At 65.7% G+C, this 22,672-nt stretch carries 20 protein-coding genes and 1 tRNA gene; 13 read left to right on the forward strand and 8 right to left on the reverse strand.

The genetic code is table 11. From position 1 onward, the window contains the following. Positions 1 to 15: 15 nt before the first annotated feature. Together infB and DM450_RS02145 are read left to right on the forward strand one after the other, a co-directional pair. The gene (infB, locus tag DM450_RS02140) at positions 16 to 2,808 is read left to right on the forward strand and encodes a translation initiation factor IF-2 (RefSeq protein WP_142632388.1); all 2,793 of its coding nucleotides are present in this window, start codon (positions 16 to 18) and stop codon (positions 2,806 to 2,808) included. Positions 2,809 to 2,960: 152 nt separating this feature from the next. Then, positions 2,961 to 3,494, forward strand: coding sequence for a DUF1697 domain-containing protein (locus DM450_RS02145; protein ID WP_142632389.1), 534 nt, complete (start codon positions 2,961 to 2,963; stop codon positions 3,492 to 3,494). A 57-nt stretch (positions 3,495 to 3,551) separates the two neighbouring features. Here the strand turns inward: DM450_RS02145 and DM450_RS02150 are convergent, their stop codons facing one another. Further along, entirely contained in the window at positions 3,552 to 3,905 is a 354-nt protein-coding gene (locus DM450_RS02150) for an RcnB family protein (RefSeq protein ID WP_142632390.1), read from the reverse strand. A 122-nt stretch (positions 3,906 to 4,027) separates the two neighbouring features. Here DM450_RS02150 and rbfA point away from each other — a divergent pair, with 122 nt between their 5' ends. Beyond that, positions 4,028 to 4,423, forward strand: coding sequence for a 30S ribosome-binding factor RbfA (rbfA, locus tag DM450_RS02155; RefSeq protein ID WP_142632391.1), 396 nt, complete (start codon positions 4,028 to 4,030; stop codon positions 4,421 to 4,423). Positions 4,424 to 4,440: 17 nt separating this feature from the next. Here rbfA and DM450_RS02160 read toward each other — a convergent pair whose 3' ends face one another. Then, positions 4,441 to 6,117 (reverse strand): DUF1963 domain-containing protein, encoded by a 1,677-nt coding sequence (locus tag DM450_RS02160; RefSeq protein ID WP_185928684.1) that lies wholly within the window; start codon positions 6,115 to 6,117, stop codon positions 4,441 to 4,443. A 187-nt stretch (positions 6,118 to 6,304) separates the two neighbouring features. On the opposite strand from DM450_RS02160, the gene DM450_RS02165 reads away from it, so the two are divergent. The 7 genes from DM450_RS02165 to DM450_RS02195 all read left to right on the forward strand — a co-directional run bounded on the left by DM450_RS02165 (position 6,305) and on the right by DM450_RS02195 (position 14,667). After that, positions 6,305 to 6,898: a thymidine kinase gene (locus DM450_RS02165; protein WP_142637409.1), complete on the forward strand. Its 594-nt coding sequence runs from the start codon at positions 6,305 to 6,307 to the stop codon at positions 6,896 to 6,898. A 157-nt stretch (positions 6,899 to 7,055) separates the two neighbouring features. Then, positions 7,056 to 7,976: a hypothetical protein gene (locus tag DM450_RS02170; RefSeq protein ID WP_142632393.1), complete on the forward strand. Its 921-nt coding sequence runs from the start codon at positions 7,056 to 7,058 to the stop codon at positions 7,974 to 7,976. A 305-nt stretch (positions 7,977 to 8,281) separates the two neighbouring features. Next, entirely contained in the window at positions 8,282 to 8,968 is a 687-nt protein-coding gene (locus tag DM450_RS02175) for a site-2 protease family protein (RefSeq protein ID WP_142632394.1), read from the forward strand. A 46-nt stretch (positions 8,969 to 9,014) separates the two neighbouring features. After that, positions 9,015 to 9,938, forward strand: coding sequence for a tRNA pseudouridine(55) synthase TruB (gene truB / locus DM450_RS02180; protein ID WP_142632395.1), 924 nt, complete (start codon positions 9,015 to 9,017; stop codon positions 9,936 to 9,938). Positions 9,939 to 9,944: 6 nt separating this feature from the next. Then, a complete protein-coding gene (gene rpsO, locus DM450_RS02185) occupies positions 9,945 to 10,214 on the forward strand; it encodes a 30S ribosomal protein S15 (protein WP_021232261.1) in 270 nt (89 codons plus the stop codon). Between the two features lie 231 nt (positions 10,215 to 10,445). Continuing rightward, positions 10,446 to 12,770 carry a polyribonucleotide nucleotidyltransferase gene (gene pnp / locus DM450_RS02190; protein WP_142632396.1) on the forward strand — a complete coding sequence of 775 codons (2,325 nt, stop codon included), beginning with the start codon at positions 10,446 to 10,448 and terminating at the stop codon, positions 12,768 to 12,770. 208 nt (positions 12,771 to 12,978) lie between these two features. Beyond that, positions 12,979 to 14,667, forward strand: a complete 1,689-nt coding sequence (locus tag DM450_RS02195) for a hypothetical protein (RefSeq protein ID WP_142632397.1) — start codon at positions 12,979 to 12,981, stop codon at positions 14,665 to 14,667. 18 nt (positions 14,668 to 14,685) lie between these two features. Here DM450_RS02195 and DM450_RS02200 read toward each other — a convergent pair whose 3' ends face one another. The 4 genes from DM450_RS02200 to DM450_RS02215 all read right to left on the reverse strand — a co-directional run bounded on the left by DM450_RS02200 (position 14,686) and on the right by DM450_RS02215 (position 18,825). Further along, on the reverse strand, positions 14,686 to 15,960 hold the full coding sequence (locus DM450_RS02200; protein WP_142632398.1) for a GGDEF domain-containing protein: 1,275 nt from the start codon (positions 15,958 to 15,960) through the stop codon (positions 14,686 to 14,688). Positions 15,961 to 16,103: 143 nt separating this feature from the next. Then, entirely contained in the window at positions 16,104 to 17,297 is a 1,194-nt protein-coding gene (locus DM450_RS02205) for a sensor domain-containing diguanylate cyclase (RefSeq protein WP_142632399.1), read from the reverse strand. A gap of 78 nt (positions 17,298 to 17,375) precedes the next feature. Further along, positions 17,376 to 18,113, reverse strand: coding sequence for a peptidylprolyl isomerase (locus DM450_RS02210; protein ID WP_260610089.1), 738 nt, complete (start codon positions 18,111 to 18,113; stop codon positions 17,376 to 17,378). A 4-nt stretch (positions 18,114 to 18,117) separates the two neighbouring features. Beyond that, on the reverse strand, positions 18,118 to 18,825 hold the full coding sequence (locus tag DM450_RS02215; RefSeq protein ID WP_142632400.1) for a GcrA family cell cycle regulator: 708 nt from the start codon (positions 18,823 to 18,825) through the stop codon (positions 18,118 to 18,120). Positions 18,826 to 18,925: 100 nt separating this feature from the next. Between DM450_RS02215 and DM450_RS02220 the strand changes: the two genes are divergently transcribed. Beyond that, positions 18,926 to 19,804, forward strand: a complete 879-nt coding sequence (locus DM450_RS02220; protein ID WP_142632401.1) for an ABC transporter permease — start codon at positions 18,926 to 18,928, stop codon at positions 19,802 to 19,804. A gap of 82 nt (positions 19,805 to 19,886) precedes the next feature. On the opposite strand, the gene hspQ is transcribed toward DM450_RS02220, so the two are convergent. Then, the gene (gene hspQ, locus DM450_RS02225) at positions 19,887 to 20,267 is read right to left on the reverse strand and encodes a heat shock protein HspQ (RefSeq protein ID WP_142632402.1); all 381 of its coding nucleotides are present in this window, start codon (positions 20,265 to 20,267) and stop codon (positions 19,887 to 19,889) included. A gap of 155 nt (positions 20,268 to 20,422) precedes the next feature. On the opposite strand from hspQ, the gene DM450_RS02230 reads away from it, so the two are divergent. Both DM450_RS02230 and DM450_RS02235 read left to right on the forward strand, forming a co-directional pair. Continuing rightward, positions 20,423 to 20,512 (forward strand) — tRNA-Ser (locus tag DM450_RS02230). 157 nt (positions 20,513 to 20,669) lie between these two features. Continuing rightward, the gene (locus DM450_RS02235; protein ID WP_142632403.1) at positions 20,670 to 21,956 is read left to right on the forward strand and encodes a tyrosine-type recombinase/integrase; all 1,287 of its coding nucleotides are present in this window, start codon (positions 20,670 to 20,672) and stop codon (positions 21,954 to 21,956) included. A gap of 55 nt (positions 21,957 to 22,011) precedes the next feature. Here the strand turns inward: DM450_RS02235 and DM450_RS02240 are convergent, their stop codons facing one another. Beyond that, positions 22,012 to 22,668, reverse strand: coding sequence for a lytic transglycosylase domain-containing protein (locus DM450_RS02240; RefSeq protein WP_142632404.1), 657 nt, complete (start codon positions 22,666 to 22,668; stop codon positions 22,012 to 22,014). Positions 22,669 to 22,672 lie beyond the last annotated feature (4 nt).

Consider the following 22,672-nt stretch of genomic DNA (forward strand, 5'->3'; position numbering starts at 1 on the left):
GGCAAGACGAGAGATATGAGCGAGACCGACAACAAACCGACCCTGGGCCGCAAGCCGCTTGGGCTTAAGCGCTCAGTGGAAGCGGGTGAGGTCAAGCAGACCTTCAGCCACGGCCGCACCAACAAGGTGGTGGTCGAGGTGAAGAAGAAGCGCGTGATCGGCAAGCCCGGCGAGGGCGGTGCCGAGGCTGCCCCGGCTCCGCAGGCTGCACCTGCACCCGCACCGCAGGCGGCTCCCGCGCCGCAGGCCGCTGCGCCCGCGCGCCCGACTCCGCAGCCTGCGCCCCGCAAGCCGACCTTCATCCCCGGTGAAACCCCGCAGGAACGTGTCGCCCGCCTGCAGCGCGAGGCCGAAGAAGCCCGCCTTGCCGTGCTGGAGGAAACCACCCGCCGCGAGCAGGAACAGAAGCTGCGCGCGATCGAGGAAGAGAAGCAGCGCGCCGAAGCCAATCGCCGCGCCGAGGAAGAAGCCGTCAAGGCCCGCGAAGCGGCCGAAGCCGCAGCCAGCGCCGAAGCGGCTGCTCCGGCCAAACAGCCGGCCGAACAGCCGGTGGCCGCGCCCGAGGCTCCGGCAGCGGCCGCTCCGGCTGAGACGCCTGCCGCCCCGGTCGCCGCGCCCGCTCCGGTCGCCAAGGCACCCGTGCAGGCCGCCGCTCCGGCTCCTGCGCCGCGCCGCTTCACCCCGGTGCAGCGCCCCGAGCCGGTGCGCCGTCCGGAAGCGCCTGCCGCCAGTGCCGGTAACAATGCGGGTGGCAACACCGGCGGCACCGCGGCTGGCAACGCCGGCGGCAATGCCACCGGTTCGAGCAGCTCCGGCAGCGCGCCCAAGGGCCCGGCCGGCGTCAAGAAGACCAGTGCCCCGCCGCCGCGCAGCACGCCCGAGCGTGACCGCAAGGGTGGCGATCGCCGCCAGTCCGGCAAGCTCACGGTCAACCGTGCGCTCAACGACGACGAGGGCGCCCGCGCCCGTTCGCTGGCGGCGCTCAAGCGCGCCCGCGAGAAGGAACGCCGTGCCCACTTCGGCGGCCAGTCGCAGCAGCGCGAGAAGCAGGTCCGCGACGTGATCGTCCCCGAGGCGATCACCGTCCAGGAACTGGCGAACCGCATGGCCGAGAAGGGCGCCGACCTCGTGAAGGCGATGTTCAAGATGGGCATGATGGTCACCGTCAACCAGACGATCGACCAGGATACCGCCGAACTGCTCGTCACCGAATTCGGCCACAACATCCAGCGCGTTTCGGACAGCGACGTCGACATCGACACCTCGGTGGACGTCGATGCACCCGAAACCCTGAAGTCGCGTCCGCCCGTCGTTGCCATCATGGGCCACGTCGACCACGGCAAGACCTCGCTGCTCGATGCCCTGCGCGGCACCGACGTGGTGAAGGGCGAAGCCGGCGGCATCACGCAGCACATGGGCGCCTACCAGATCAAGACCAAGGGCGGCGATCTCGTCACCTTCCTTGATACCCCGGGCCACGCCGCCTTCACGCAGATGCGTATGCGCGGCGCCAACGTGACCGACATCGTGATCCTGGTGGTCGCGGCCGACGACGGCATCATGCCGCAGACGATCGAGGCCATCAATCACACCAAGGCCGCCGGCGTGCCGATGATCGTGGCGATCAACAAGATCGACAAGCACGAAGCCAACGCCCAGCGCGTCCGCGAGCGTCTGCTCGAGCACGAGGTCGTCGTCGAGGCGATGTCGGGCGAGGTCCAGGACGTCGAAGTCTCGGCCAAGACCGGTGCCGGTCTCGACGAGCTGATCGAGAAGATCCTGCTTCAGGCCGAACTCATGGAGCTCAAGGCCAACCCCGACCGCGAGGCCGAGGCGACCGTGATCGAAGCCAAGCTCGACAAGGGCAAGGGCCCGCTGGCGACCGTGCTGGTCAACCGTGGTACCCTCAAGGTCGGCGACATCCTCGTCGTCGGGACCGAGAGCGGCCGCGTGCGCGCCATGCTCGACGACAAGGGCCGCCAGGTGAAGGCCGCACCGCCTTCGATGCCGGTGGAAGTGCTGGGTATCGGCGGCGTGCCGATGGCCGGTGACAAGCTGACCGTCGTCGAGAGCGAACAGCGTGCCCGCGAGGTTTCGTCCTACCGTCAGGAACAGGCGACCGCCAAGCGCACGGCAACCGCGCCCGCCAACATCGACACGATGTTCTCGGCGCTGGCCGCCAAGCAGAATGTCATCGAGTATCCGGTGGTGATCAAGGGCGACGTCCAGGGTTCGGTCGAGGCGATCAGCGCCGCGCTCAACAACCTGTCGAACGACGAGATCAAGGTTCGCATCCTGCAGTCGGGCGTCGGTGCCATCACCGAAACCGACGTGGCTCTGGCTTCGGCCTCGGGTGCACCGATCGTCGGCTTCAATGTCCGTCCGAACGCCAAGGCGCGCGAACTGATCGCGAAGACCAAGACGCCGATGATGTACTACGACATCATCTACGAACTGACCGCCGAAGTCGCCAAGCAGATGGCCGGCATCTGGGGCCCCGAGCGGATCGAAACCGTCGTCGGCCGCGCCGAAGTCAAGCAGGTCTTCCCGGCCGGCAAGCGCGACAAGGCCGCCGGTCTGCTGGTGGTCGAGGGCTACATCCGCAAGGGTCTCAGCGCGCGTCTTACCCGCAACGACGTCATCGTTTCGGCCACGACCATCTCCTCGCTGCGCCGGTTCAAGGACGACGTGGACGAAGTGCGCGCCGGGCTCGAATGCGGTGTCGTGCTGGCCGACACGAACGACATCAAGGCGGGCGACCACCTCGAAGTCTTCGAAGTCAGCCACCGCGAGCGTACCGTCGGCTGATAGACGGTGCCCGTTTCGCGCGGGCGCCGGCCGAAAGGACAGCAGCGGCCATCGTCGGGCGACAAGCCCGGCGGTGGCCGCCTTCGTTTGCCGCGCCTTCGCGGCTGTCTCGGGGCGGCGATGCTGCTGCCAATAGGACTGATGATACTGCGATGACCCGCTACTGCGCCTTTTTCGAGAGTCTGACCGTTCGCGGCGACCGCCTGTCGATGGCGGACCTCAGGTATGCCTTCGAGCGTGAGGAACTGGAGAATGCCGAGACGGTGATCTCCAGCGGCAATGTCCTGTTCGAGTACGAGGAGCGGCCGAGCGAAGGGCTGGAGGACCTGCTGGCCTATCTGATGCGCGACCGGTTCGACCTCAAGGCGTTTGTCGCGGTGCGGACCCGCGCGGAAATTCGCGCGGCAGTGGAAGAGAATCCGTTCGCCGGGGAGAGCGGTGACAGCTTCGTGCACACCGTGCTGCTGTCGGGGCAACCGACGCAGGCGCAGTTCGAGCGGTTGCAGGCCGATCATGGCACGCTGGGCGGCGAGCGTCTGGCGCTCGGCACGCGCTGCCTGTTCATCGATTATGCCCGTCCGCCGGCGGAAAGCCTGCTGACGATGGAATTTGTCGGCAATCGCCTCGGCTGCCGGGCCACCGCGCGCAATGTCCGCTCGCTGGCGCGGATCGACGCCAAGATGTGAAAAAGGGCGGCGCCTTTGCAGGTGCCGCCCTTTTCGGTTTTCAGGTCCGCTGAAGGATCAGTGGAACATGTTCATGGTCACGGCGGCAACCAGGCCGCTGGTGATGCCCACGAGCAGCAGGTCATTGCCCGAACGTACGTAGTGGTAACCCTTCGGCGGCGCCTTCACGTTGCGATACTTGCGGTAGTCGACCGTCTGGTAGTGCGATGCGCGGCTGCGGTCGAACTTCTCGCCCTTCTTGAAGCGGTGCGGGGTCTGGCTCAGCTTCTTGGCCGGGGTCGCGTGACCCTGATTCGAATGGCCCTGATTCGAATGACCCTGGTTGGGCTTGCCGGGCTGCGCCATCGCCGGGGCTGCCAGGCTGGGCACGACGATCGCGGCGGCGAGCAGGGCTGCGGTGAATTTACGCATGGGTTCGGCTCCTTGAACGGGTGGGGGGAATGTGTCTCTTGCAGGCCTTAACCACAGGAACGGCGAATGGAGCCGTAATCATTTGTTGCAAATTGTCGCATTACGCCCACATGGAGGTCGTCATGTCCCGCCAGCAGATCACGCCCGAGCAGCAGTCCGTCCGCCTTCTCAAGGTTGGCGAGCAGGTGCGCCACGTCATTTCGGAAATCCTCACCCGCCAGCAGGTCCACGACGCCACGCTGAGCGGGCATTCGGTCTCGGTTACCGAAGTGAGGATGAGCCCGGATCTCAGGATCGCGACGGTCTATGTGAAGCCGCTGCTGGGTGAGGACGAGGAAGCGGTGCTCAAGGCCCTGCGCACCAACACCGCGTTTTTCCAGCGCGAGGTTGCCCAGCGTCTCAAGCTGCGGTTCGCCGCCAAGATCCGTTTCCGGGCCGACGAGACGTTCGACGAGGCCAGCCGCATCGACGCGCTGCTGAGCGATCCGCGCGTGAAGCGCGACCTCGACGAAGAGTAATCCTCCGCGCGGAGCCGTTATTCCGGCAGGAAGGTCAGCGTCACCCGGTCCCAGCGCCGCTGGGCGATGTCCCCGGCGGAAAGGCGGAACTGGAACAGGCCCTGGTGGGCCCAGTTCCATTCCATCATGTCGTCGCATCCGAGCTGGAGCAGCAGCACCTCGCCGCCCGGCGCCTGTGGGTGCCGCGGACGCGGTGCTCCGATGCCGAAAAGCTGGTGCTGATGGCCGATGGCAAGGCGGTGCTGGTCGTTGATCCGCGCCAGCTCGGCCTCGGGCACCTGCGCGAAGGCCTGCGCATCGCCGGTCATCATCGCGCGCAGCGACAAGCTGGTGAGTTCTCCCAGCGTTTCGGGCACGTAGAAGCGGACGAGGGCGGGGCAGTCGCGCTGCACATGGGCAAGCAGTTCGCCCAGCACCGCGATTTCCTCGGCACTGAGCGCCGTCCACGGATCGCGGTCGGCGACAAAACCGTCCATCGCCGTGACCACCTGTGCCAGACTGGCCTGTTCGGCCTGGATCGCGGGCAATTGCCGTTCGCAGGCGGCAAGGGCCTCGCCGGCCTCGTCGAGGTCCTCGATGCTGGTGGTCGGATCCTGTTCGAGCCGGGCCAGCCGTGCGCCTGCAAGGGTTCCCCGCTCCCGCTCGGTGGCGACGACATGGGCTGCGCCGTGGTAGGCCATGTGCAGGCAATCGGCCAGGTGCACGGCGCCGTGCCACCAGAGGTGCTCTGCGGGCTCCGTTGCGGTGAAGCCTTCGCTGCGTGGGGCCTCGTGCTCGGGCCGGTCCGCAAGGAGCGGTTCCACCGGCCAGAACGGGAAAAATGCGCGCGATAGCGGACCGGCATGGGCGGGCAGGGGGTGTCCGCCCTCGTCGAAGGCGGGGGGCAGGCCGGGAGGCGGCTCGGTGAAGAGTTCCGGCGCGCCGGGCACTTCGACGACGGCGCCGGAGCCGAGGAAAAAGGCGAGCGAACCGGACCGGGGCAAAGGGCTGTCGGGGCAGGCGGCGGCGATCGCGGCGAGGTCCAGCTGGGCCGCAAAGGGCAGCGGGCCGCGTTCGTCCGCGGGCCAGGCGGCCGTGCCGAGACGGGGCAGGCCGCCGAGCCAGCTGGTCTCGTCGAACCAGGCCTGCTCGCTGGTGGTGCGCTCGCGCGGTTTGCGGGCCAGCACGATTGCGCCGGGGATCGGCGGCAGGGAGTCGTCCGGGCCAGCATTCGGGCCAGGTTCGTCGTCAAGCTCGGGCATCAGCGGCGGTGCCGCCGGGGCGCGAGCGGCGGCGACCGGGGCGCCGGTGCCGTTCCCGGCTTCCCCATCGCTGGCGGCGCGGCGCTCAAGGCCGGGGACATGGTCCATCTCCGCCTCGACGGGTTCCGGTTCGGGGCGCCAGACGGCATCGGGGTCGGGGCGATTGCCCTTGCGGCCTCCCGGCATGCGCCGCCGTCCGCCCCTGGCAGCGGCCAGGCCGGCGCGGCGGGCGCTGGCGGCGAGCAGCAGCGCGAGGATGATCCCCAGCGCCAGCGGCGTGAGTACTGCCAGCTCGCGCCCCGAACGGACGACGAGGTTGGCGGCGGTATCGTCAAGCCTGGACAGCAGCGGGGCAAGCGCGCCGCCTTGCGGTGCAAGCGGGAACAGGGCGATATAGGCCGCAACCAGCACGGCCAGTGCCAAGACCGCAAAGACGGCGATCCATCGTCTCATGACCACCTCCACTCCCGGCCACGCGCCCGGGTCCCCAGCCGGCGATGCACGCGCGGGGGCTGCCGGTTTCCCGGCACCCGCGTGCCGCCCGGACCCATTAGATAACCTTGGTCCCGTCCATTCAAGCGGGGACAATCGCGGATCGTGCCCGTGCGCGGGGCAAACCGGCATGTTATCCCCAGCTGCGATGGCCAAGCTCTATTTCTATTATGCCAGCATGAATGCCGGGAAGTCGGCAACCTTGCTCCAGGCGAATTTCAACTACCACGAACGCGGCATGCGCACGATGCTGTGGACCGCCGCGCACGACGACCGGGGCAGCGGCGAGGGGGGCGACGATCACGCGATCGAGAGCCGTATCGGCCTGCACACGGCGGCGCATCGTTTTTCGCCCGATACCGATCTGGCGGCGCGCGTCGGGGCGGTCCACGCGGTGGAACCGCTTGCCTGCGTGCTGATCGACGAGGCGCAGTTCCTCACGCCCGAGCAGGTCTGGCAATGCGCGCGTCTGGCCGACCGGACCAACATTCCGGTGCTGTGCTACGGACTGCGCACCGATTTTCGCGGGCAGCTGTTCCCGGGATCGGCGGTCCTGCTGGGCATTGCCGACGCGCTGATCGAACTGAAGGCGGTGTGCCACTGCGGCCGCAAGGCGACGATGAACCTGCGTGTCGATGCCTCGGGCGCGGCGGTGCGGGAAGGCCAGCAGACCGAGATCGGCGGCAACGACCGCTACGTGGCGCTGTGCCGCCGGCACTTCGGGGAATCGCTGGGGTTCTGACGGCGGGCATGCCAGCCCCGCATCCCGGCCCCGCATCCCGGCCCCCATCCCGGCGGCGCGCGGGGCTGTCATTTCGCCGCAAACTATGCGAAATTCGCAGGCAACTTTTACACCGTCCCCTCGTTGGCAGTGCGACAACGGGTGCAGACGGGCCGAAATGCAGAGTGCGATAGTTCATCTGGGGTATCACAAGACAGCCACGACCTGGCTGCAGAAACAGCTGTTCCCGAACGCTGTAAGCCATGACTATGTGCCCCGGCAGACCGTTCAGGATGCCTTCCTCAAGCCTTGCGGCATGCATTTCTGCCCCGAACAGGCAAGCGAGGTGCTCTCGTTGCATGGCCGCAACCGCCCGGTTCTGCTGAGCGAGGAGAACCTCTCGGGCTATCTCCACAATGGCGGGCTGCACGGTTTCCTCGCCCCGGAAGTGGCGCGGCGGATCAAGGCGGTGCTGCCTGACGCGCATATCGTCATCTTCATCCGCAACCAGTTCGACATCTGCCGGGCGAGCTATGCGCAGTACGTCTCGGGCGGCGGCACCTGGGGCTCGCACCGTTATTTCGAGACCGCGCGCAAGGTGCGCGGCGCGCTGACCCGTCCGTGGAAGGCGCCGGCCTTCGAATTCGAGCATTTCGAATATGACCGGCTGATCGCCCATTACGACGCCCTGTTCGGGCGCGATCACGTCCACGTCTATCCCTATGAATGGCTGCGCGAGCGCGATGCGCTGATCGAGCGGATGCAGCAGGACCTCGGCCTCGCGATCGAGAGCCTGCCGCCGGAGGGCTCGCGCGCGAACCGATCGCTGGGGGCGGTGGGGCTGGCTATGGTGCGCGGGGTCAACCTGTTCTCGCGCCAGTCGGTGGTGAACAAGCACTATGTCATCGACCTGCCGGGCAGCCAGGCCTTGCGCCACGGTGCCAAGTGGCTGGCCGGCCGGGTGCCGGTGATCAACAATCGCCCCGCGCGGCTTTCGCCGCGCATGCAGGCCCGCATCGCCGCGCACTATCCCGAGAGCAACCGCCGCCTGATGGACCTGCGCGACCTGCCACTGGAAGAACTGGGCTATCCGCTTTAGGTCGTAAACTCATAAACGGCACCATCGAGGTTTGAGGCAAAATGGCTCAGCGGCAGGAGGGAAGGCGCTGGAATATGTCGATATTTCAAGACTTCCCGACGCGGCGCTGGGCCATTTTGGGCAAAGCCCGAAGGGGCGCCCAAATGGCTTCCATCTCGAACCGAAGCTGCCTTGGACGGGCAACCAGCCCGCCCGGCGGCAACTTCGGCCCGAGTTGTTCGCCATTTGGGAGCCTCGATGGTGCCGTTTATGAGTTTGCGACCTAGGTCATTGCGATAGCGCGGTACGCTTCCTAGATCGACGGCATGGAAAACACCCTGCTGCAAGCCGCGGCGCTCATTGTTCCCCTCATCATCGCAATCGTCTTTCACGAGGTCGCGCATGGCTGGACCGCGCTGGCGCTGGGCGACCCGACCGCGCGGGAGCAGCGGCGGCTGTCGCTCAACCCGCTGCGTCATGTCGATCCGTTCGGTACGCTCATCCTGCCGGGCTTCCTGGCGCTGACCGGCGCGCCGGTGCTGGGCTGGGCAAAGCCGGTGCCGGTCAACGCCTGGCGTCTGCGCAATCCGCGCCGGGGCATGATGGTGGTGGCCGCCGCCGGGCCGCTCAGCAATCTCGTGCTCGCTGCGGTGGGTTCGATCCTGCTCGGCCTGCTGATGCGCTTTTTCGGCGACGCGACCGGGCCGGTGCTGTCGTTCACGGTGATGAGCCTCGGCTTCTTTGTCATGATCAACGTGTTCCTGGCATTCTTCAACCTGCTGCCGATCCCGCCCTTCGATGGTTCGCACATCGTCGAGGGACTGCTGCCCGATGGTCTTGCGCGCCGCTATGCCCGGCTGCGTCCTTACGGGTTTGCGATCATCGTGCTGCTGATCGTTGTGGTGCCCTGGCTGGCGCCCGATCTCGGGCTGGTGCAGCGGGTGGTGCTGCCACCGGTGCTGTGGATGCTCGATCATTACGAGGCGCTGGCGCGCGCGGTTGCCGGGGTTTGAACCGTCGGGCGTTGACATCGCCGCCAGCCTCGCCTTGGGGAAGGGCATGAGCGAAACCCCGAAGACGCCGCATGGCTGGATCATTCTCGACAAGCCGCTGGGCCTCGGCTCGACGCAGGCGGTTGCCGCCGTGAAGCGCAACTTGCGCGAGGCGGGCTATGGCAAGAAGGTCAAGGTCGGCCATGGCGGCACGCTCGATCCGCTGGCGACCGGTATCCTGCCCGTCGCGCTGGGCGAGGCGACCAAGCTGACCGGGCGCATGCTCGATGCCAGCAAGATCTACGCGTTCACCGTGCGCTTCGGCGAGGAGACGGATACGCTGGACCTTGAGGGCAAGGTCATTGCCACCAGCGACGTGCGGCCAGCGCAGGCGGACGTGGAAGCCGTGCTGCCGCGCTTCACCGGCCCGATCGCGCAGGTTCCGCCGATCTATTCCGCGCTCAAGGTTGATGGCGAGCGCGCCTACGATCTGGCGCGCGCCGGGCAGGAAGTGGAACTGAAGTCGCGCAGCGTGACGATCTTCGAATTGAGCCTCGAGCGATTCGATGCGGAGGATGGGGCGACCCTGCACGCCCATGTCTCCAAGGGCACGTACATCCGGTCCCTTGCACGCGACATCGCACAGGCCCTTGGAACTTGCGGAACAGTCTCCATGCTACGCCGCGTAAAGGCGGGCCCGTTCGACCTGTCTCACGCGATTTCGCTGGACAAATTGAACGAAATCGGCAAGGGGGCACCGCTTGAACAGATACTCTTGCCACTGGAGGTGGGGCTGGACGACATCCCGGCCATCGACCTTGGTTCGGAGCAGGCAAGAGCGGTCCGACAGGGCCGCGTTCTGACCGGACTGTCTCAGGAAGACGGGCTGCATTGGGCGCGAGAAGGGATCATTCCCGTCGCGCTGATGGAGCTTTCGGGCGGAGAAGCCCGCGTCGTCAGGGGATTCAATCTATCGGATGTCGCGGAGTAAAGTACTATGTCGGTTACCGCTGAAAAGAAGCAGGACATCATTTCGGACAACGCACGCGTCGCTGGCGACACGGGCAGCCCGGAAGTTCAGGTCGCGATCCTCACCGAGCGCATCCGCAACCTGACCGAGCACTTCAAGGCTCACCACAAGGACAACCACTCGCGTCGCGGTCTGCTGGCCATGGTCAACAAGCGCCGCTCGCTGCTCGACTACCTGAAGAAGAAGGACGTCGCGCGGTACAACGCCCTGATCCAGAAGCTGGGTCTGCGTAAGTAAGACTTAACGGGAAGCGGCCCCTAGCGGGCCGCTTCTTGCATCAGGAGCGTTTTCCAATCGGGTGAGATCACCCGATGACTCGGAAAACGCGGCAAGACAAAAAGTAAGGGTCCGTCCGCAATCCGGCGGAGGGCCCGGGGGCTCCAAAGCGGCCCCATACCGGACCGGGACGGCATACCCGGCAGTAAACCCCGCCGCGCAATAGGGCCGGTGGGCTGAGGAAAACCTCTTATGTTCGACGTCAAAACCGTAAGCATGGAGTGGGGCGGCAAGACGCTCACTCTCGAAACCGGCCGCGTGGCCCGTCAGGCCGACGGCGCCGTCCTTGCCACCTATGGCGAAACGGTCGTGCTCTGCGCGGTTACCGCCGCCAAGTCGGTGAAGGAAGGCCAGGACTTCTTCCCGCTGACCGTGCACTACCAGGAAAAGTTTTCGGCCGCCGGCCGCATTCCGGGTGGCTTCTTCAAGCGTGAACGCGGCGCCACCGAAAAGGAAACGCTGACCAGCCGCCTGATCGACCGTCCGGTCCGCCCGCTGTTCCCCGAAGGTTTCTACAACGAAATCAACGTCATTGCCCAGGTTCTGAGCTTTGACGGCGAGACCGAGGCCGACATCGTCGCGATGATCGCCGCTTCGGCCGCGCTCACCATCTCGGGTGTGCCCTTCATGGGCCCGATCGGCGCCTGCCGCGTCGGCTTCGTTGACGGCGAATACACGCTGAACCCGAAGCAGACCGCCGCGCTGGCCGACGGCCGCCTCGATCTCGTCGTCGCCGCCACCGGCGATGCCGTGATGATGGTGGAATCGGAAGCCAAGGAGCTGACCGAGGAAGAGATGCTGGGCGCCGTCATGTTCGCGCATGACGAATGCCGCAAGGTCGTGAACCTCGTGATCGACCTCGCCGAGCAGGCTGCCAAGGACCCCTGGGAAATCGACCTGTCGGACAACACCGCCGACATCAAGGCGAAGCTCAAGAAGGCCGTCGGCAAGGACGTCACCGCTGCCTACAAGCTGACCGACAAGTCGGCCCGCGCCAACGCCCTCAACGCCGCGCGCGCCAAGGCGAAGGAAGCGTTCTCGGACGAAACCCCGCAGACGCAGATGGTCGCCATCAAGACCATGAAGAAGCTGGAAGCGGAAATCGTTCGCACCGCCATCCTCAAGGACGGCAAGCGCATCGACGGCCGCAAGCTCGATCAGGTCCGCCCGATCGAATCGATGGTCGGCTTCCTGCCGCGCACCCACGGTTCGGCGCTGTTCACCCGCGGTGAAACGCAGGCGATCTGCACCACCACGCTGGGCACCAAGGACGCCGAGCAGATGATCGACGGCCTCGAAGGCCTGTCGTACTCGTCGTTCATGCTGCACTACAACTTCCCGCCCTACTCGGTGGGCGAAGTGGGCCGCTTCGGCGCCCCGGGCCGCCGCGAGATCGGCCACGGCAAGCTGGCATGGCGCGCGCTGCACCCGGTGCTGCCCGCCAAGGAAGACTTCCCCTACACCATCCGCATCCTGTCGGACATCACCGAGTCGAACGGCTCGTCCTCGATGGCGACGATCTGCGGCGGCTGCCTTTCGATGATGGACGCGGGCGTTCCGCTGCAGCGTCCGGTTTCGGGCATCGCCATGGGCCTGATCCTCGAAGGCGACGAGTTCGCGGTCCTTTCGGACATCCTGGGCGACGAGGATCACCTCGGCGACATGGACTTCAAGGTGGCCGGCACCGAGAACGGCATCACCACGATGCAGATGGACATCAAGATCGCCGGCATCACCAAGGAAATCATGGGCAAGGCGCTGGAGCAGGCGAAGGCCGGCCGCGCGCACATCCTGGGTGAGATGAACAAGGCCCTGGGTTCGGCTCGTACCGAACTGTCGGCCCACGCACCGCGCATCGAGACGATCCAGATCGACAAGTCGAAGATCCGTGACGTCATCGGCACCGGCGGCAAGGTGATCCGCGAGATCGTCGCCGAAACCGGCGCCAAGGTCGACATCGACGACGAAGGCGTGATCAAGATCTCGTCCTCGGACGTGAACCAGATCGAAGCCGCCAAGAAGTGGATCCTCGGCATCGTCGAGGAAGCGGAAGTCGGCAAGATCTACACCGGCAAGGTCGTCAACATCGTCGACTTCGGTGCCTTCGTGAACTTCATGGGTGGCAAGGACGGCCTCGTCCACGTTTCCGAAATGAAGAACGAGCGTGTCGAAAAGCCGACCGACGTCGTCAAGGAAGGCCAGGAAGTCAAGGTCAAGGTCCTCGAGATCGACCCGCGCGGCAAGGTTCGCCTGTCGATGCGCGTCGTCGACCAGGAAACCGGCGCCGAGCTGGAAGACACCCGTCCGGCCCGCGAACCGCGTGAACCGCGCGGCGATCGCGAAGGTGGACGTGGTGGCGACCGCGGCGGTGACCGTCGTGGGCCCCGCCGTGATGGTGCCCGTGGCGGCAACGACCGTGGTCCGCGCGGTGAAGGACGCGGTCCCCGCGGTCCGCGCGGCGGCGACAATGGTGGCGGCGACCCCGACCACATGCCGGCGTTCCTTAAGGAAGACTGATCGCAAGGCGATCGGTGGCCTTTGATGGGCACTGACGGCGAAGCGGTCGGTGCTCCGAGGTCGCTCGGAACATGAAGCGCGCCCGGACTCTTGGAGTTCGGGCGCGTTTTCATGTGCATGCACGGTGCGCTGCCGCTTGTGTGCGGGGGGCGTGACGATATGAACGACGCCTCTGTCCTTCGGGGGAAGGACGATTGGGGTGTGACGGATGAAATTGCGATTTGCGGTAGCCAGCCTGGCGGCGGCTGCCCTGTTCTGTCCTGCGAGCGTGCAAGCAGGGGGGCAAGCAGGGGGGCAGGCCGGGGTATCGACGGGCGCTGCCGCGCCTTTGCCCGGCGATGCGTTCCGGGTCTGTGACGGATACGATCCGCCCAAGGGCAAGGGCGACGGTATCACCACGGGGACGATGCTGTTCGGCCTTGCCGCGAAAGAGCGCGATATCCGCCGAGGGGTGGTGAACGCCGATTCCCGCAAGGCCATCGAGGCGTGCGACGCGGCGCTTGCCGATCCGCTGTTGCTGCCGGCGTTCACGCTCCGGCGCGCGCACCTGATGCAGGCGCGGGCGTTCCATCAGATCGGCGCGGGGGCTTTCGACGAGGCGCTGCGCGCGATCGACGCGGTCGATGCGCTGAAGGGCGAATTCGACCCGATCTACTTCGAGCGGGGGCTGGGCTTGGGCAATCGCCTGCTGCGCGCCTATGTGCTGATCGAAACCGGCCGCACGGGCGAGGCGGGCGCGCTGCTGGACGCCATCGACGCCGAGCGGGCCTATGCGGCCAGCGTGCGGCGCACGACCGAGGTTCTGCGCCACCGGATCGATCCGGATCTCGGGCATCAGCTCGGGCGGATGCGGGCGATGGCGCCGGTCGTTCCCTCGATGGCCCTGATGGCGTTCAAGTATGCGATGCTGGACGGGCGGATCGAGCAGGCGGTCGAACTCGGCGCCGGGGTCAGTTTCGCAAAGCCGCAGATGCGCGGCAACTGGACGGCCCAGAATTCCGACGATTCCGCCGATCGGGAGATGCAGCTGGAGGCGATGTACGCCGGATTTTATGCCTATGCGCTGGCGGCATCCGGCAAGACCCGGGAAGCGCGCGCGCATCTTGCTGTCGTCAGGGCAGGGCTGGACGCGGCAATGGCGCCGCCACCGCCCAGCCCTGACGGTCGTCCGCTCTCGAAGTCGGCCCGCAACGCGTTCGAAATGCGGGCGGTGCTTGCCAAAAGCGGCCTTGAGCAGATGGAGGGCTGGGAGAAGATCATCGCCCTTCGCGAGGAAGCGCCGGGCTTGGACCTGCAGGGCCTGCTCGATCGGCTGAAAGCTGCGGGCCCCGAGGCGGGCGTTGTCCTGATCGATCTGGTGGGCCAGCTCGGCCAGGCAAGCCAGGCGGACAAGCGTGCGATCATCGAAGAGATCCGCGCCAGGCACAAGCGTGAGCGCAATCGGGAGTTCGCGACCGACCTTGCGCACCTCGCGCCGATGATGCCGCGCGCCGAGACCGAGGCCACGCAGGTGCGGCTCGGCGACAGCTATTTCCTGACGGGCGAAGGATTTACACTGCGCGGTGACAAGGACGATCCGGGCGACTGGACGGTGCGTTTCACGCACGGGCTCGCCACGTTGCCGACTCTGGAAGAGCACGCCATGCTGGCAGCGGCCACGGCGACCAAGGCCAAGGGCTATGACGCGATGCTGGTGCAGAGCCAGCGGGGGCTGGAGCGGACCTTGCACGTCACCGGCTGGGGCAGCAGGCAGGACGTCAATTCGGGGCGCGAGGCGCAGATGCGGGTGCGCATGGTTCACAAGGCGGCGCTGCCTGCGGACATCGCCGGCGCGCAGTGGCGCTTGCTGGATGCCGACACGGTGATCGCCGATCTGGCGACGCTGCCGCGCCGCTGAACCCGGCGCTTGTCGGGATCAGCCGGTGACGGTCAGGCGCGGCGCCGGGACTTCGTCCCGCTTGCCGCGCCGTTCGGCGACAACCACACGGTTCTTGCCGCCTTGCTTGGCGGCGTAAAGCGCGCAGTCGGCACCGGGGACGACATCCGCGGCCTTGGTCGCGGTCTCCGGCACCGAGGCGATGCCGAATGAAGCGCTGATCGCCACCCCGTGCGCCTCCGAAAGGCTCTCGATCCGCTTGCGCAGGACTTCCGCCTTGCTGGCAGCGTTCTCGAGACTGCACTTGGGAAGGATCAGGACGAGTTCCTCGCCGCCGTAGCGGGCAACGACATCGGACGGACGCAGGGCTCCGACGAGCTGTGCGGCGACGTCGCGCAGAACGGCATCGCCCTTGGCATGGCCGTACTCGTCGTTGACGCGCTTGAAGTTGTCGAGATCGACCATGACCACCGAGGTGGCGGTGCCGGTGCGCTCGGCAAGGCTGATGTAGCGTTCGAGCGCGTCTTCCATGTAGCGGCGGTTGTAGAGCCCGGTCAGCGGATCGCGCAGCGACTGGGTGCGCAGCTTTTCGCGCAGGGCGATGTTGGAAAGCGCGAGCGACATCGAATCGGCCAGGGCGCGGGCGATGCGGTGGATGTCGGTGTTGCCTTCCACGGCATCCGGCGCCGCGCTTGCCAGCATCAGCAGGCCGACCACCTGGCCGCGCGCCATCATCGGTTTTTCGATCGTGGTCCCCGAGCCGACCGCATGCATGCAGTTCAGGGTGCCGTGGGCGGGCGCATTGACGTGGGCCTTGCCGCGCTTGAGCGCCCAGCAGTTGCCGGGCAGCAGGCTGGCGGCGGGCTGGAACGAATCGGAGTGTCCCCAGGACCTGGCAAGGTCCAGGCGGTCGCGCGAATTGTTGAAGACGTAGAGGGCGCCGCCGAATTCCGGCAGCAGGCGCAAGGCCGTGGCCATCAGCACGGCACCGGCGTCGTCGTAGTCCTCGGCGGCCTGGAGCATGTCGGTCATCGCGAACAGCTCCTCGACCTGGCTGTGGGCGTTGCGCGCCTCGTCGACCAGCCGGATGTGGTCATCCAGTTCGGCGACCGCGCGGCGGCCCATGAGCACCCCCACAAACAGCGTGAAGAGCGAACAGGCGGCGGCGACGGTGGCAAGGGCGCGGGCGGTTTCGCCCTGTGCGAACATGGCGGTGAGGGCGCAGGCGGTGCAGACAGCCTGCACAAGGTGCAGCGTGAAACGCCGGGCCGAGGCGGTCCTTTCCTTTGGCGACAGGATACTTTCGTGCTGCACGATCGTTCACCCAGGTTCGTTTCAAGGGAGCCTAGGTAGGAGTCGCTAATAAACAGTAACTTTCGAAACGGGATTTTTGGATTACATTTTCGACACTTGCGTATGATGAAGAGTGTCTTGCAAAATACTGATGTTAACCATGTTCAAGTTGCAATGCCTTCGCCCGGATCGTCGAGGCTGGCAATGAACACGCGGTTGCGCCCGGCATCCTTGGCCCGGATCAGCGCTTCGTCGGCGGCGCGCAGGGCGGCGCGCGGGCTGTCGTAGGCGTGGACATCGGCGAGGCCCGCGGAGAAGCTGACGCGGCCGAACGGCGTGTCGGTCCAGCGATTGACCAGTTTGCGGGCGGCCATGTCCTCGCGCAGGGCGTCGAGCGTGGCGAACGCTTCGTCAAGGCGTTTGCCGCGCAGCAAGGCGACGAATTCCTCGCCGCCGTGGCGGGCGACATGGCACGTGTCGCTGGAAATCCTGGCGAGTGTCTGGGCGACCGTGCGAAGCACCCGGTCGCCGGCATCGTGGCCATGCATGTCGTTGATCCGCTTGAAGTGGTCGATGTCGCAGAAGGCGACGCAGAGCGGCTCGCCGGTGGCATGGCACTCGGCGTGCTGCTCCTTCAGCACGGCTTCGAAGGCGCGGCGGTTGGGCAGGCCGGTGAGGTGATCGATCTCGGCCTCGCGGCGCGCGTCGATCAGGTTCTTTTGCAAGACCTGGGTTTCGCGTTCCGAGCGAGCCAGGGCGCGTTCGATGTCGCGGGTGCGGGTGATCATGTCCTTGGCAAGCGCGGTAAGTTCGAGGATCGTGCGCTGGGCCTCCTCGTCACTGCGCGCCGCGCCGCGCCGGGCCGAGGCGCCGTGGAGACCGACGTGATCGGCATGGGCCTCGAGCGCGGAGTTGTAGTCGCTGGTGGCGCTGCGTGCGGCGCTGGCGGTGGCGGCGAATTCGCACAGCGTGGCTTCCAGCCGGTGGATCAGAACGTGGATCTGCTCGATGCCGTCGCGGCGGCCGAGTTCGCTGATACGGTCCTCCAGCCAGTAGAGCGTCACCGGTTCGCGCTGGCCGACCCGCTCCGCCACGTCCTTGCCCAGGCAGGGGTCGGCTCCGGTGATGATGTCGTGGGCAGCCTCCAGCGTGAAGGGCGTGATCGGCAGGCGGTGGGTGAGCAGGAAGCGGGCGATGTCTTCCAGCGTCTGGCGCCGCCGCTTGTCGCGCGAGGTTTCGTGGAAGAGCGGCGCCGGGGCCTGGTCCTCGGGCGCATCGACCGGGCGAGAGCCCGCGCCGCCCAGTCCGAACCAGCGGCGCAGGCCACTGCGGGCCATGGAGGGATCGTAGGCGGTCATCCCATGCGTCAACGGCCGTGAACGCGTGAAATTAAGTCCGGAAAATCCCGGATTCCGCTGGTCGGGACGGGAAGGGGGCTATTGTCCGGGGGCCGGAGCGCGGCGGGCGCTGAGGATCTTCACCGGCGGCTCCAGCATCTGGCCGCGCATCACGCCTTCGCCCTTGGTGGCCGAGCGCGGCGCGTCCCAGATCTTGCGGACGACATCCATGCCCGAGACGACATGGCCGAAGGCGGCAAAGCCGGGGCGCAGGTCGGGATTTTCGGACGCAGGGCTGGCGTCAAGCGACAGCACGTCGCCGATCATGATCGTGAAGTCGGCGGTGGCGGTGCCGGGGGCATAACGCGCCATCGAGATCGTGCCCGAGGTGTGGTGCAGGCCGGTCACGTTGGTCGGTTCGTGCGCGACGGGGGCAAGTACCTTGATGCCCTGGAGGCCGCCCTGCAGCAGGCCCGAGGGCTCATCGCCCCAGTCAAGATGCATGGCGCGGTAGAAGGTGGTTCCGTCAAACTTCTTCGCGTCGACGTACTTCAGGAAATTGGCGGTGGTGAGCGGCGCGTGAGTCTTGTCGAGCGCCAGCAGGATCGTGCCCTGGCTGGTGACCATCGCGACATAGACGTATTCGATCGGCGTTGCCGCCGGGGCAGGGGGCGTGGCCCCTGTGGTCGTGGTCGTGGTCGTGGTCGTGGTCGCCGTTGCGGCCTGTTGCGCCATGGCCGGAGCCATCGCGGCAAGTGTCATGGCCAGCGCGGCGACCATGACGGGCACGGCAAGACGCCGGTGGAAGCGGGCGCCAGGCCGTGCCGTCGTGGTCATCGGATTAGCGTACCCGCGGTCCGCCGAACGGCAGCGGCGGAGGGGGACGGCGCGCACCGCGCGGCAGCTGGGCCTGATAGGCGCGGCCGCAATGTTCGACGCAATAGGGGAAACCGGGGTTCACCTTCTCGCCGCAGAAGTGGAAGTCCGGTTCGCCCGGGTGGCCCATCGGCCAGCGGCAGACGCGGTCGCTAAGGTCGAGCAGGCTGGTCTTGTCGGCGATTTCCGGGCTCGGCTTGGCCGGAACCAGGCGGCGCGGCGGGGCCGGTGGGATCGGCTGCTGCTGATCACCCGGGCCCTGGCGCAGGAAGCCGCCGGGGCCGACCGAAACGACGCGCGGGCCGGTGGGTGCCGGCGGCGGCGCATCGGCGGCCTGCGGAGCCGAGGGAGCCGGTTCGGGTGCACGCGGCGCCGGGGTCGGTGCGGGGGCTGCCGGGGCTGCGGGGGCGGCGCGCACGACGGGCGGCGCGGCCTGCGGGGCCGGAGCGGGCGCTCGCTCTTCAGCGGGCTTCACCTTTTTCGGTGCGGCAGGGCGCGCAGGCTTCTCGTTCGCCTTCACCGGCGAAGGGCGGGCCTTGAGGCCGAGGCGATGGGCCTTGCCGATCACCGCGTTGCGGCTGACGCCGCCAAGCTCGTCCGCGATCTGGCTGGCGGTGGCACCGCCTTCCCACATCTTGGTCAGCTTATCGATCCGCTCGTCCGTCCAGCTCATTCCTGTTCCATCTCGTTCGTCAGGGGCGATACGCGAGAATCGCCCCGAAATTCCTAGCCACGACTTGCGTTGGGAAGTCGCAGCCGATACTCGCCGCTCCATGGTCGATCAAACGAATTCGTCCGATCTGCAGACCCCAGAGGGCATCGTGCAGCCACGCCACTTCCCGGCAAAGGGAGAACCCCTGATACACCAGGTGAACTGGGAGGGGCTCAAGACCCTGTATATGAAGGAGGTGCGACGCTTCTTCAAGGTCCAGACCCAGACGATCTGGGCACCGGCGATCACCACGCTGCTGTTTCTGGTGATCTTCACGGTGGCGCTGGGCCGCGGCGGGCGTGAAGTGCTGGGCGTCAACTTCGCCACTTTCGTGGCGCCGGGCCTCATCGTCATGGGGATGATGCAGAACGCTTTTGCAAATTCCAGCTTCTCGTTCCTGGCAGGCAAGATCCAGGGCACCATTATCGACTACCTGATGCCGCCGCTGAGCGAAGGCGAACTGATGCTGGCGCTGGTCGGTGCGTCCGTCACCCGCGCGGTGCTGGTCGGCCTTGCGCTTTGTGCCGCCATGCTGCTGTGGCCGGGGGTCGACCTGACCGTGCATCACCCCTGGGCGGTGGTGTGGTTCGGCCTGTGCGGTTCGGTGTTCCTGGCGCTGCTGGGCCTGCTCTCGTCGATCTGGGCTGAGAAGTTCGACCACAACGCCGCCGTCACCAACTTTGTCATTGCCCCGCTCTCGCTGCTGTCGGGTACGTTCTACGTGATCGACAACCTGTCGCCCGCGTTCCAGGCGGTGAGCCGCTTCAACCCGTTCTTCTATGTGATCTCGGGCTTCCGGTTCGGTTTCCTGGGGCAGAGCGACATCGGCAATTCCAACGAGGCCGTGCTGCACAGCGCGATCGGCCTCGGTGTGGTCAATGCCCTGTTCGCCTTTGCGGTCTACCGCGTGCTGCGTTCGGGCTGGAAGCTGAAGGGCTGATTGTCCCGCCCCGAACGGGCAACAAAAAGCCCCGGACGCAGGCAGCGTCCGGGGCTTTTTGTTGCCCGTTCGGGATTAGGTCCTAGTGCGCGAGGCCGTGGCGCAGGCGGTAGCGCCCGTTCTTGAAGGCCTCGAACAATTGCGGGACGGTCGGATGGTCCACCGGGCCCCCCTCGGCATCGCCGGTCAGGTTCTGCTGGCTGACATAGGCGACGTAGCTCGATTCCTCGTTCTCGGCGAGCAGGTGGTAATAAGGCTGGTCACGCTCGGGACGAATGTCTGCGGGGATCGATTCGTACCATTCCTCGCTATTGGCGAAGACCGGATCGATGTCGAAGATGACGCCGCGAAAGTCGTGACTGCGGTGGCGGACCACGTCGCCGATCGCAAAACGCGCCTTTGTCTGGCGCGGTGCGTCGATGATTTTGCCTGCCTGTGGTGAGAAAAACGACGCCCTGTTCATGGACACAATATAGAGGTGGGGGTGGGGGCTCACAAGTTTGCCTGTGGATTGTTCCCCATTTTTTGAAAAAAGAGGGCTTGGCAAGAGCGATTGCGCCAGCTAGAGGCGCGCTTCCCGACCCGATGGAGACCTTCCATCGCTATCGCATCTCTAGCGGAGAGGTGGCAGAGTGGTCGAATGCGCTGCACTCGAAATGCAGTGTACGGGCAACCGTACCGTGGGTTCGAATCCCACCCTCTCCGCCAGCCACTCATCCCCAAGCGTCCAAGAATCCCCGGTTTTCCTTGATTCTTCGACGTTTTGCACTATAGATTGTTCTCGATTTGTTTCGATGTTTCCATGTGCGTCCGTATCGATCGGGGGCATTTTTGGGGGCATCGAACGGCAGAATTGGGGGCACAGATGCTCAGTGAACTGGCGGTTCGGCAGGCGAAGGCAAAGGAGAAGGATTACAAGCTTTCCGATTCCGAGGGTCTGTACCTGTTTGTCGCGAAGTCAGGTCGGCGGAGCTGGCGCCTGAAGTATCGTTTTGCGGGCAAGGAACGGAGGCTCGTTCTCGGGGCTTACCCTGAGATGTCATTGAAACAGGCGCGCGACCGGAAGCTCGAAGCGCGTAAGCTGCTGGCCGAAGGGAAGGACCCGGGCATTGAGGCGAAGAAGGCTGCGATCGCCAGAACCGTTGTTGCTTCAAACACCTTTGAGCTGACAGCTCGGAATTGGTTCGCTCTACAACAGGACCGTTGGACACCAGTTCACTCGAAAGATGTAATCTCGAGCCTGGAAAAGGAAGTTTTTCCGTGGATCGGCGTCCTTCCCGTGTCAGAGATCGATGAGCCGGTAGTGCTGACCATCCTGAGGAAAATCGAACGTCGAGGCGCGATCGAAACTGCGCACCGCGTTCGCCAGAGAATGTCGGCTGTTTTCGTCCATGCTATTGCCGAGGGGCTTTCCACGAGGGATCCGGCAGCAGTGGTGGGTAAGGCCCTGAAACCGGTTCCGCGCGGCCGAAAGCGACCTGCAATCCTTGATATGGACGGCTTGCATGACTTGATCCGCAAGACAGAGATCGAGTTTGCATCGCCGCTTACGAAACTGGCTTCGCGATATGTAGCCTTGACTGCCCAAAGGCTTGGCTCAGTCCGATCAATGGCTTGGACGGAACTTGAAAATATTAATTGGAACAACGATGAGCCGTGTCCGGGTGCAATCTGGCGGATACCCGCCGGGCACATGAAACTCTCTAGCGAGAAGAAAATTGAAGAGGGGTACGAGCACCTTGTACCGCTCGCACCGGAGGCTGTTGCTGTGCTTCGTGCAGCAAAGCAGCTGACTGGGCGCGGACCGCTTGTGTTTCCGGGTAACAGAAATGCCCGCATCCCAATGAGCGAAAACACATTGAGCTACTTTTACAATCGGTGCGGATATCAGGGCAGACATGTACCTCACGGCTGGCGCGCATCGTTCTCGACTATCATGAACGAATGGGCAGAGCGGAACGGTACAGCGAGTGATCGTCATGTGATCGATTTGATGTTGGCACATATACCTGAGGGCGTTTCAGGTTCGGAAGGGGCCTACAATCGTGCAGCGTTTCTTGACCGCCGCCGTGAGATTGCGGAGGAATGGGCCAAGATGCTGTTCGAGAGCTTTCCAGCTCCGCGAAAGCTCCTGGATTATCCGTCGCGTTAATGGCCGTATTCCCACGCGCGCACCCTGATGCTGGCGGCGGCGAATACTCAGTGGGCTAGAACCTCCAGCTTTGCAGCACATTGCGTACATATCCCGGCGTCTCGCCATTCCGCGGTATACCGCCAGCACGCTCAACGGCGCCGGGACCTGCATTGTAGGCAGCTACCGCGAGGTGGACCACGCCAAACCTGTCGAGCATCTGCCGCAGGTATCGCGCTGCGCCGAAGATGTTGGCCATTGGATCGAAGCGATTGGAGACCCCAAGCTCTTTTGCCGTAGCGGGCATCAGCTGCCCAAGACCCGCGGCACCCGCCGGGCTGACAGCCAAAGGGTTGTAACGAGATTCTGTCCATACGAGCGCATCAAGCAGGCCCGCGGGCAATGAGTACTTCGCCTCCGCGGCATAGATGTGAGGCAAGTAGCTCGCTCGCCGAAACCCGGATGGGGCCGGCTTGGCATTGGGTTCGTATCTATATGGCAGGTTGACCCGGCCATCGTCCGCCACTGCCAGGCGCGGTGCTGGGGCGGTCTGCGCGGAACGCCAGAGCCCATGCTCGACCAGTTGGAAGCCGTTTGATGCTTCCGCAATCCGAATGCCTTCGGATGGGATCGCCGCAGCGCCGTTCGTGGCTGGCGCTGCTATGTCCTGAGCACCGGCCGGGATAGCAGAAGTGATCGCGATGCCTGCGATCAAGAGAGTTCTGATTGTCATTTCT

It is taken from the genome of Sphingomonas sp. IC081 (genome assembly GCF_006874585.1).
In the GTDB taxonomy this organism is placed as follows: Bacteria; Pseudomonadota; Alphaproteobacteria; order Sphingomonadales; family Sphingomonadaceae; genus Novosphingobium.

Bases quoted from the DNA above. Each gene is read 5' to 3' on its own strand.
- infB (WP_142632388.1), top strand. From the start codon at position 16: ATGAGCGAGACCGACAACAAACCGACCCTGGGCCGCAAGCCGCTTGGG.
- DM450_RS02145 (WP_142632389.1), top strand. From the start codon at position 2,961: ATGACCCGCTACTGCGCCTTTTTCGAGAGTCTGACCGTTCGCGGCGAC.
- DM450_RS02150 (WP_142632390.1), bottom strand. From the start codon at position 3,905: ATGCGTAAATTCACCGCAGCCCTGCTCGCCGCCGCGATCGTCGTGCCC.
- rbfA (WP_142632391.1), top strand. From the start codon at position 4,028: ATGTCCCGCCAGCAGATCACGCCCGAGCAGCAGTCCGTCCGCCTTCTC.
- DM450_RS02160 (WP_185928684.1), bottom strand. From the start codon at position 6,117: ATGAGACGATGGATCGCCGTCTTTGCGGTCTTGGCACTGGCCGTGCTG.
- DM450_RS02165 (WP_142637409.1), top strand. From the start codon at position 6,305: ATGGCCAAGCTCTATTTCTATTATGCCAGCATGAATGCCGGGAAGTCG.
- DM450_RS02170 (WP_142632393.1), top strand. From the start codon at position 7,056: ATGCAGAGTGCGATAGTTCATCTGGGGTATCACAAGACAGCCACGACC.
- DM450_RS02175 (WP_142632394.1), top strand. From the start codon at position 8,282: ATGGAAAACACCCTGCTGCAAGCCGCGGCGCTCATTGTTCCCCTCATC.
- truB (WP_142632395.1), top strand. From the start codon at position 9,015: ATGAGCGAAACCCCGAAGACGCCGCATGGCTGGATCATTCTCGACAAG.
- rpsO (WP_021232261.1), top strand. From the start codon at position 9,945: ATGTCGGTTACCGCTGAAAAGAAGCAGGACATCATTTCGGACAACGCA.
- pnp (WP_142632396.1), top strand. From the start codon at position 10,446: ATGTTCGACGTCAAAACCGTAAGCATGGAGTGGGGCGGCAAGACGCTC.
- DM450_RS02195 (WP_142632397.1), top strand. From the start codon at position 12,979: ATGAAATTGCGATTTGCGGTAGCCAGCCTGGCGGCGGCTGCCCTGTTC.
- DM450_RS02205 (WP_142632399.1), bottom strand. From the start codon at position 17,297: ATGACCGCCTACGATCCCTCCATGGCCCGCAGTGGCCTGCGCCGCTGG.
- DM450_RS02210 (WP_260610089.1), bottom strand. From the start codon at position 18,113: ATGACCACGACGGCACGGCCTGGCGCCCGCTTCCACCGGCGTCTTGCC.
- DM450_RS02215 (WP_142632400.1), bottom strand. From the start codon at position 18,825: ATGAGCTGGACGGACGAGCGGATCGATAAGCTGACCAAGATGTGGGAA.
- DM450_RS02220 (WP_142632401.1), top strand. From the start codon at position 18,926: ATGGTCGATCAAACGAATTCGTCCGATCTGCAGACCCCAGAGGGCATC.
- hspQ (WP_142632402.1), bottom strand. From the start codon at position 20,267: ATGAACAGGGCGTCGTTTTTCTCACCACAGGCAGGCAAAATCATCGAC.
- DM450_RS02235 (WP_142632403.1), top strand. From the start codon at position 20,670: ATGCTCAGTGAACTGGCGGTTCGGCAGGCGAAGGCAAAGGAGAAGGAT.
- DM450_RS02240 (WP_142632404.1), bottom strand. From the start codon at position 22,668: ATGACAATCAGAACTCTCTTGATCGCAGGCATCGCGATCACTTCTGCT.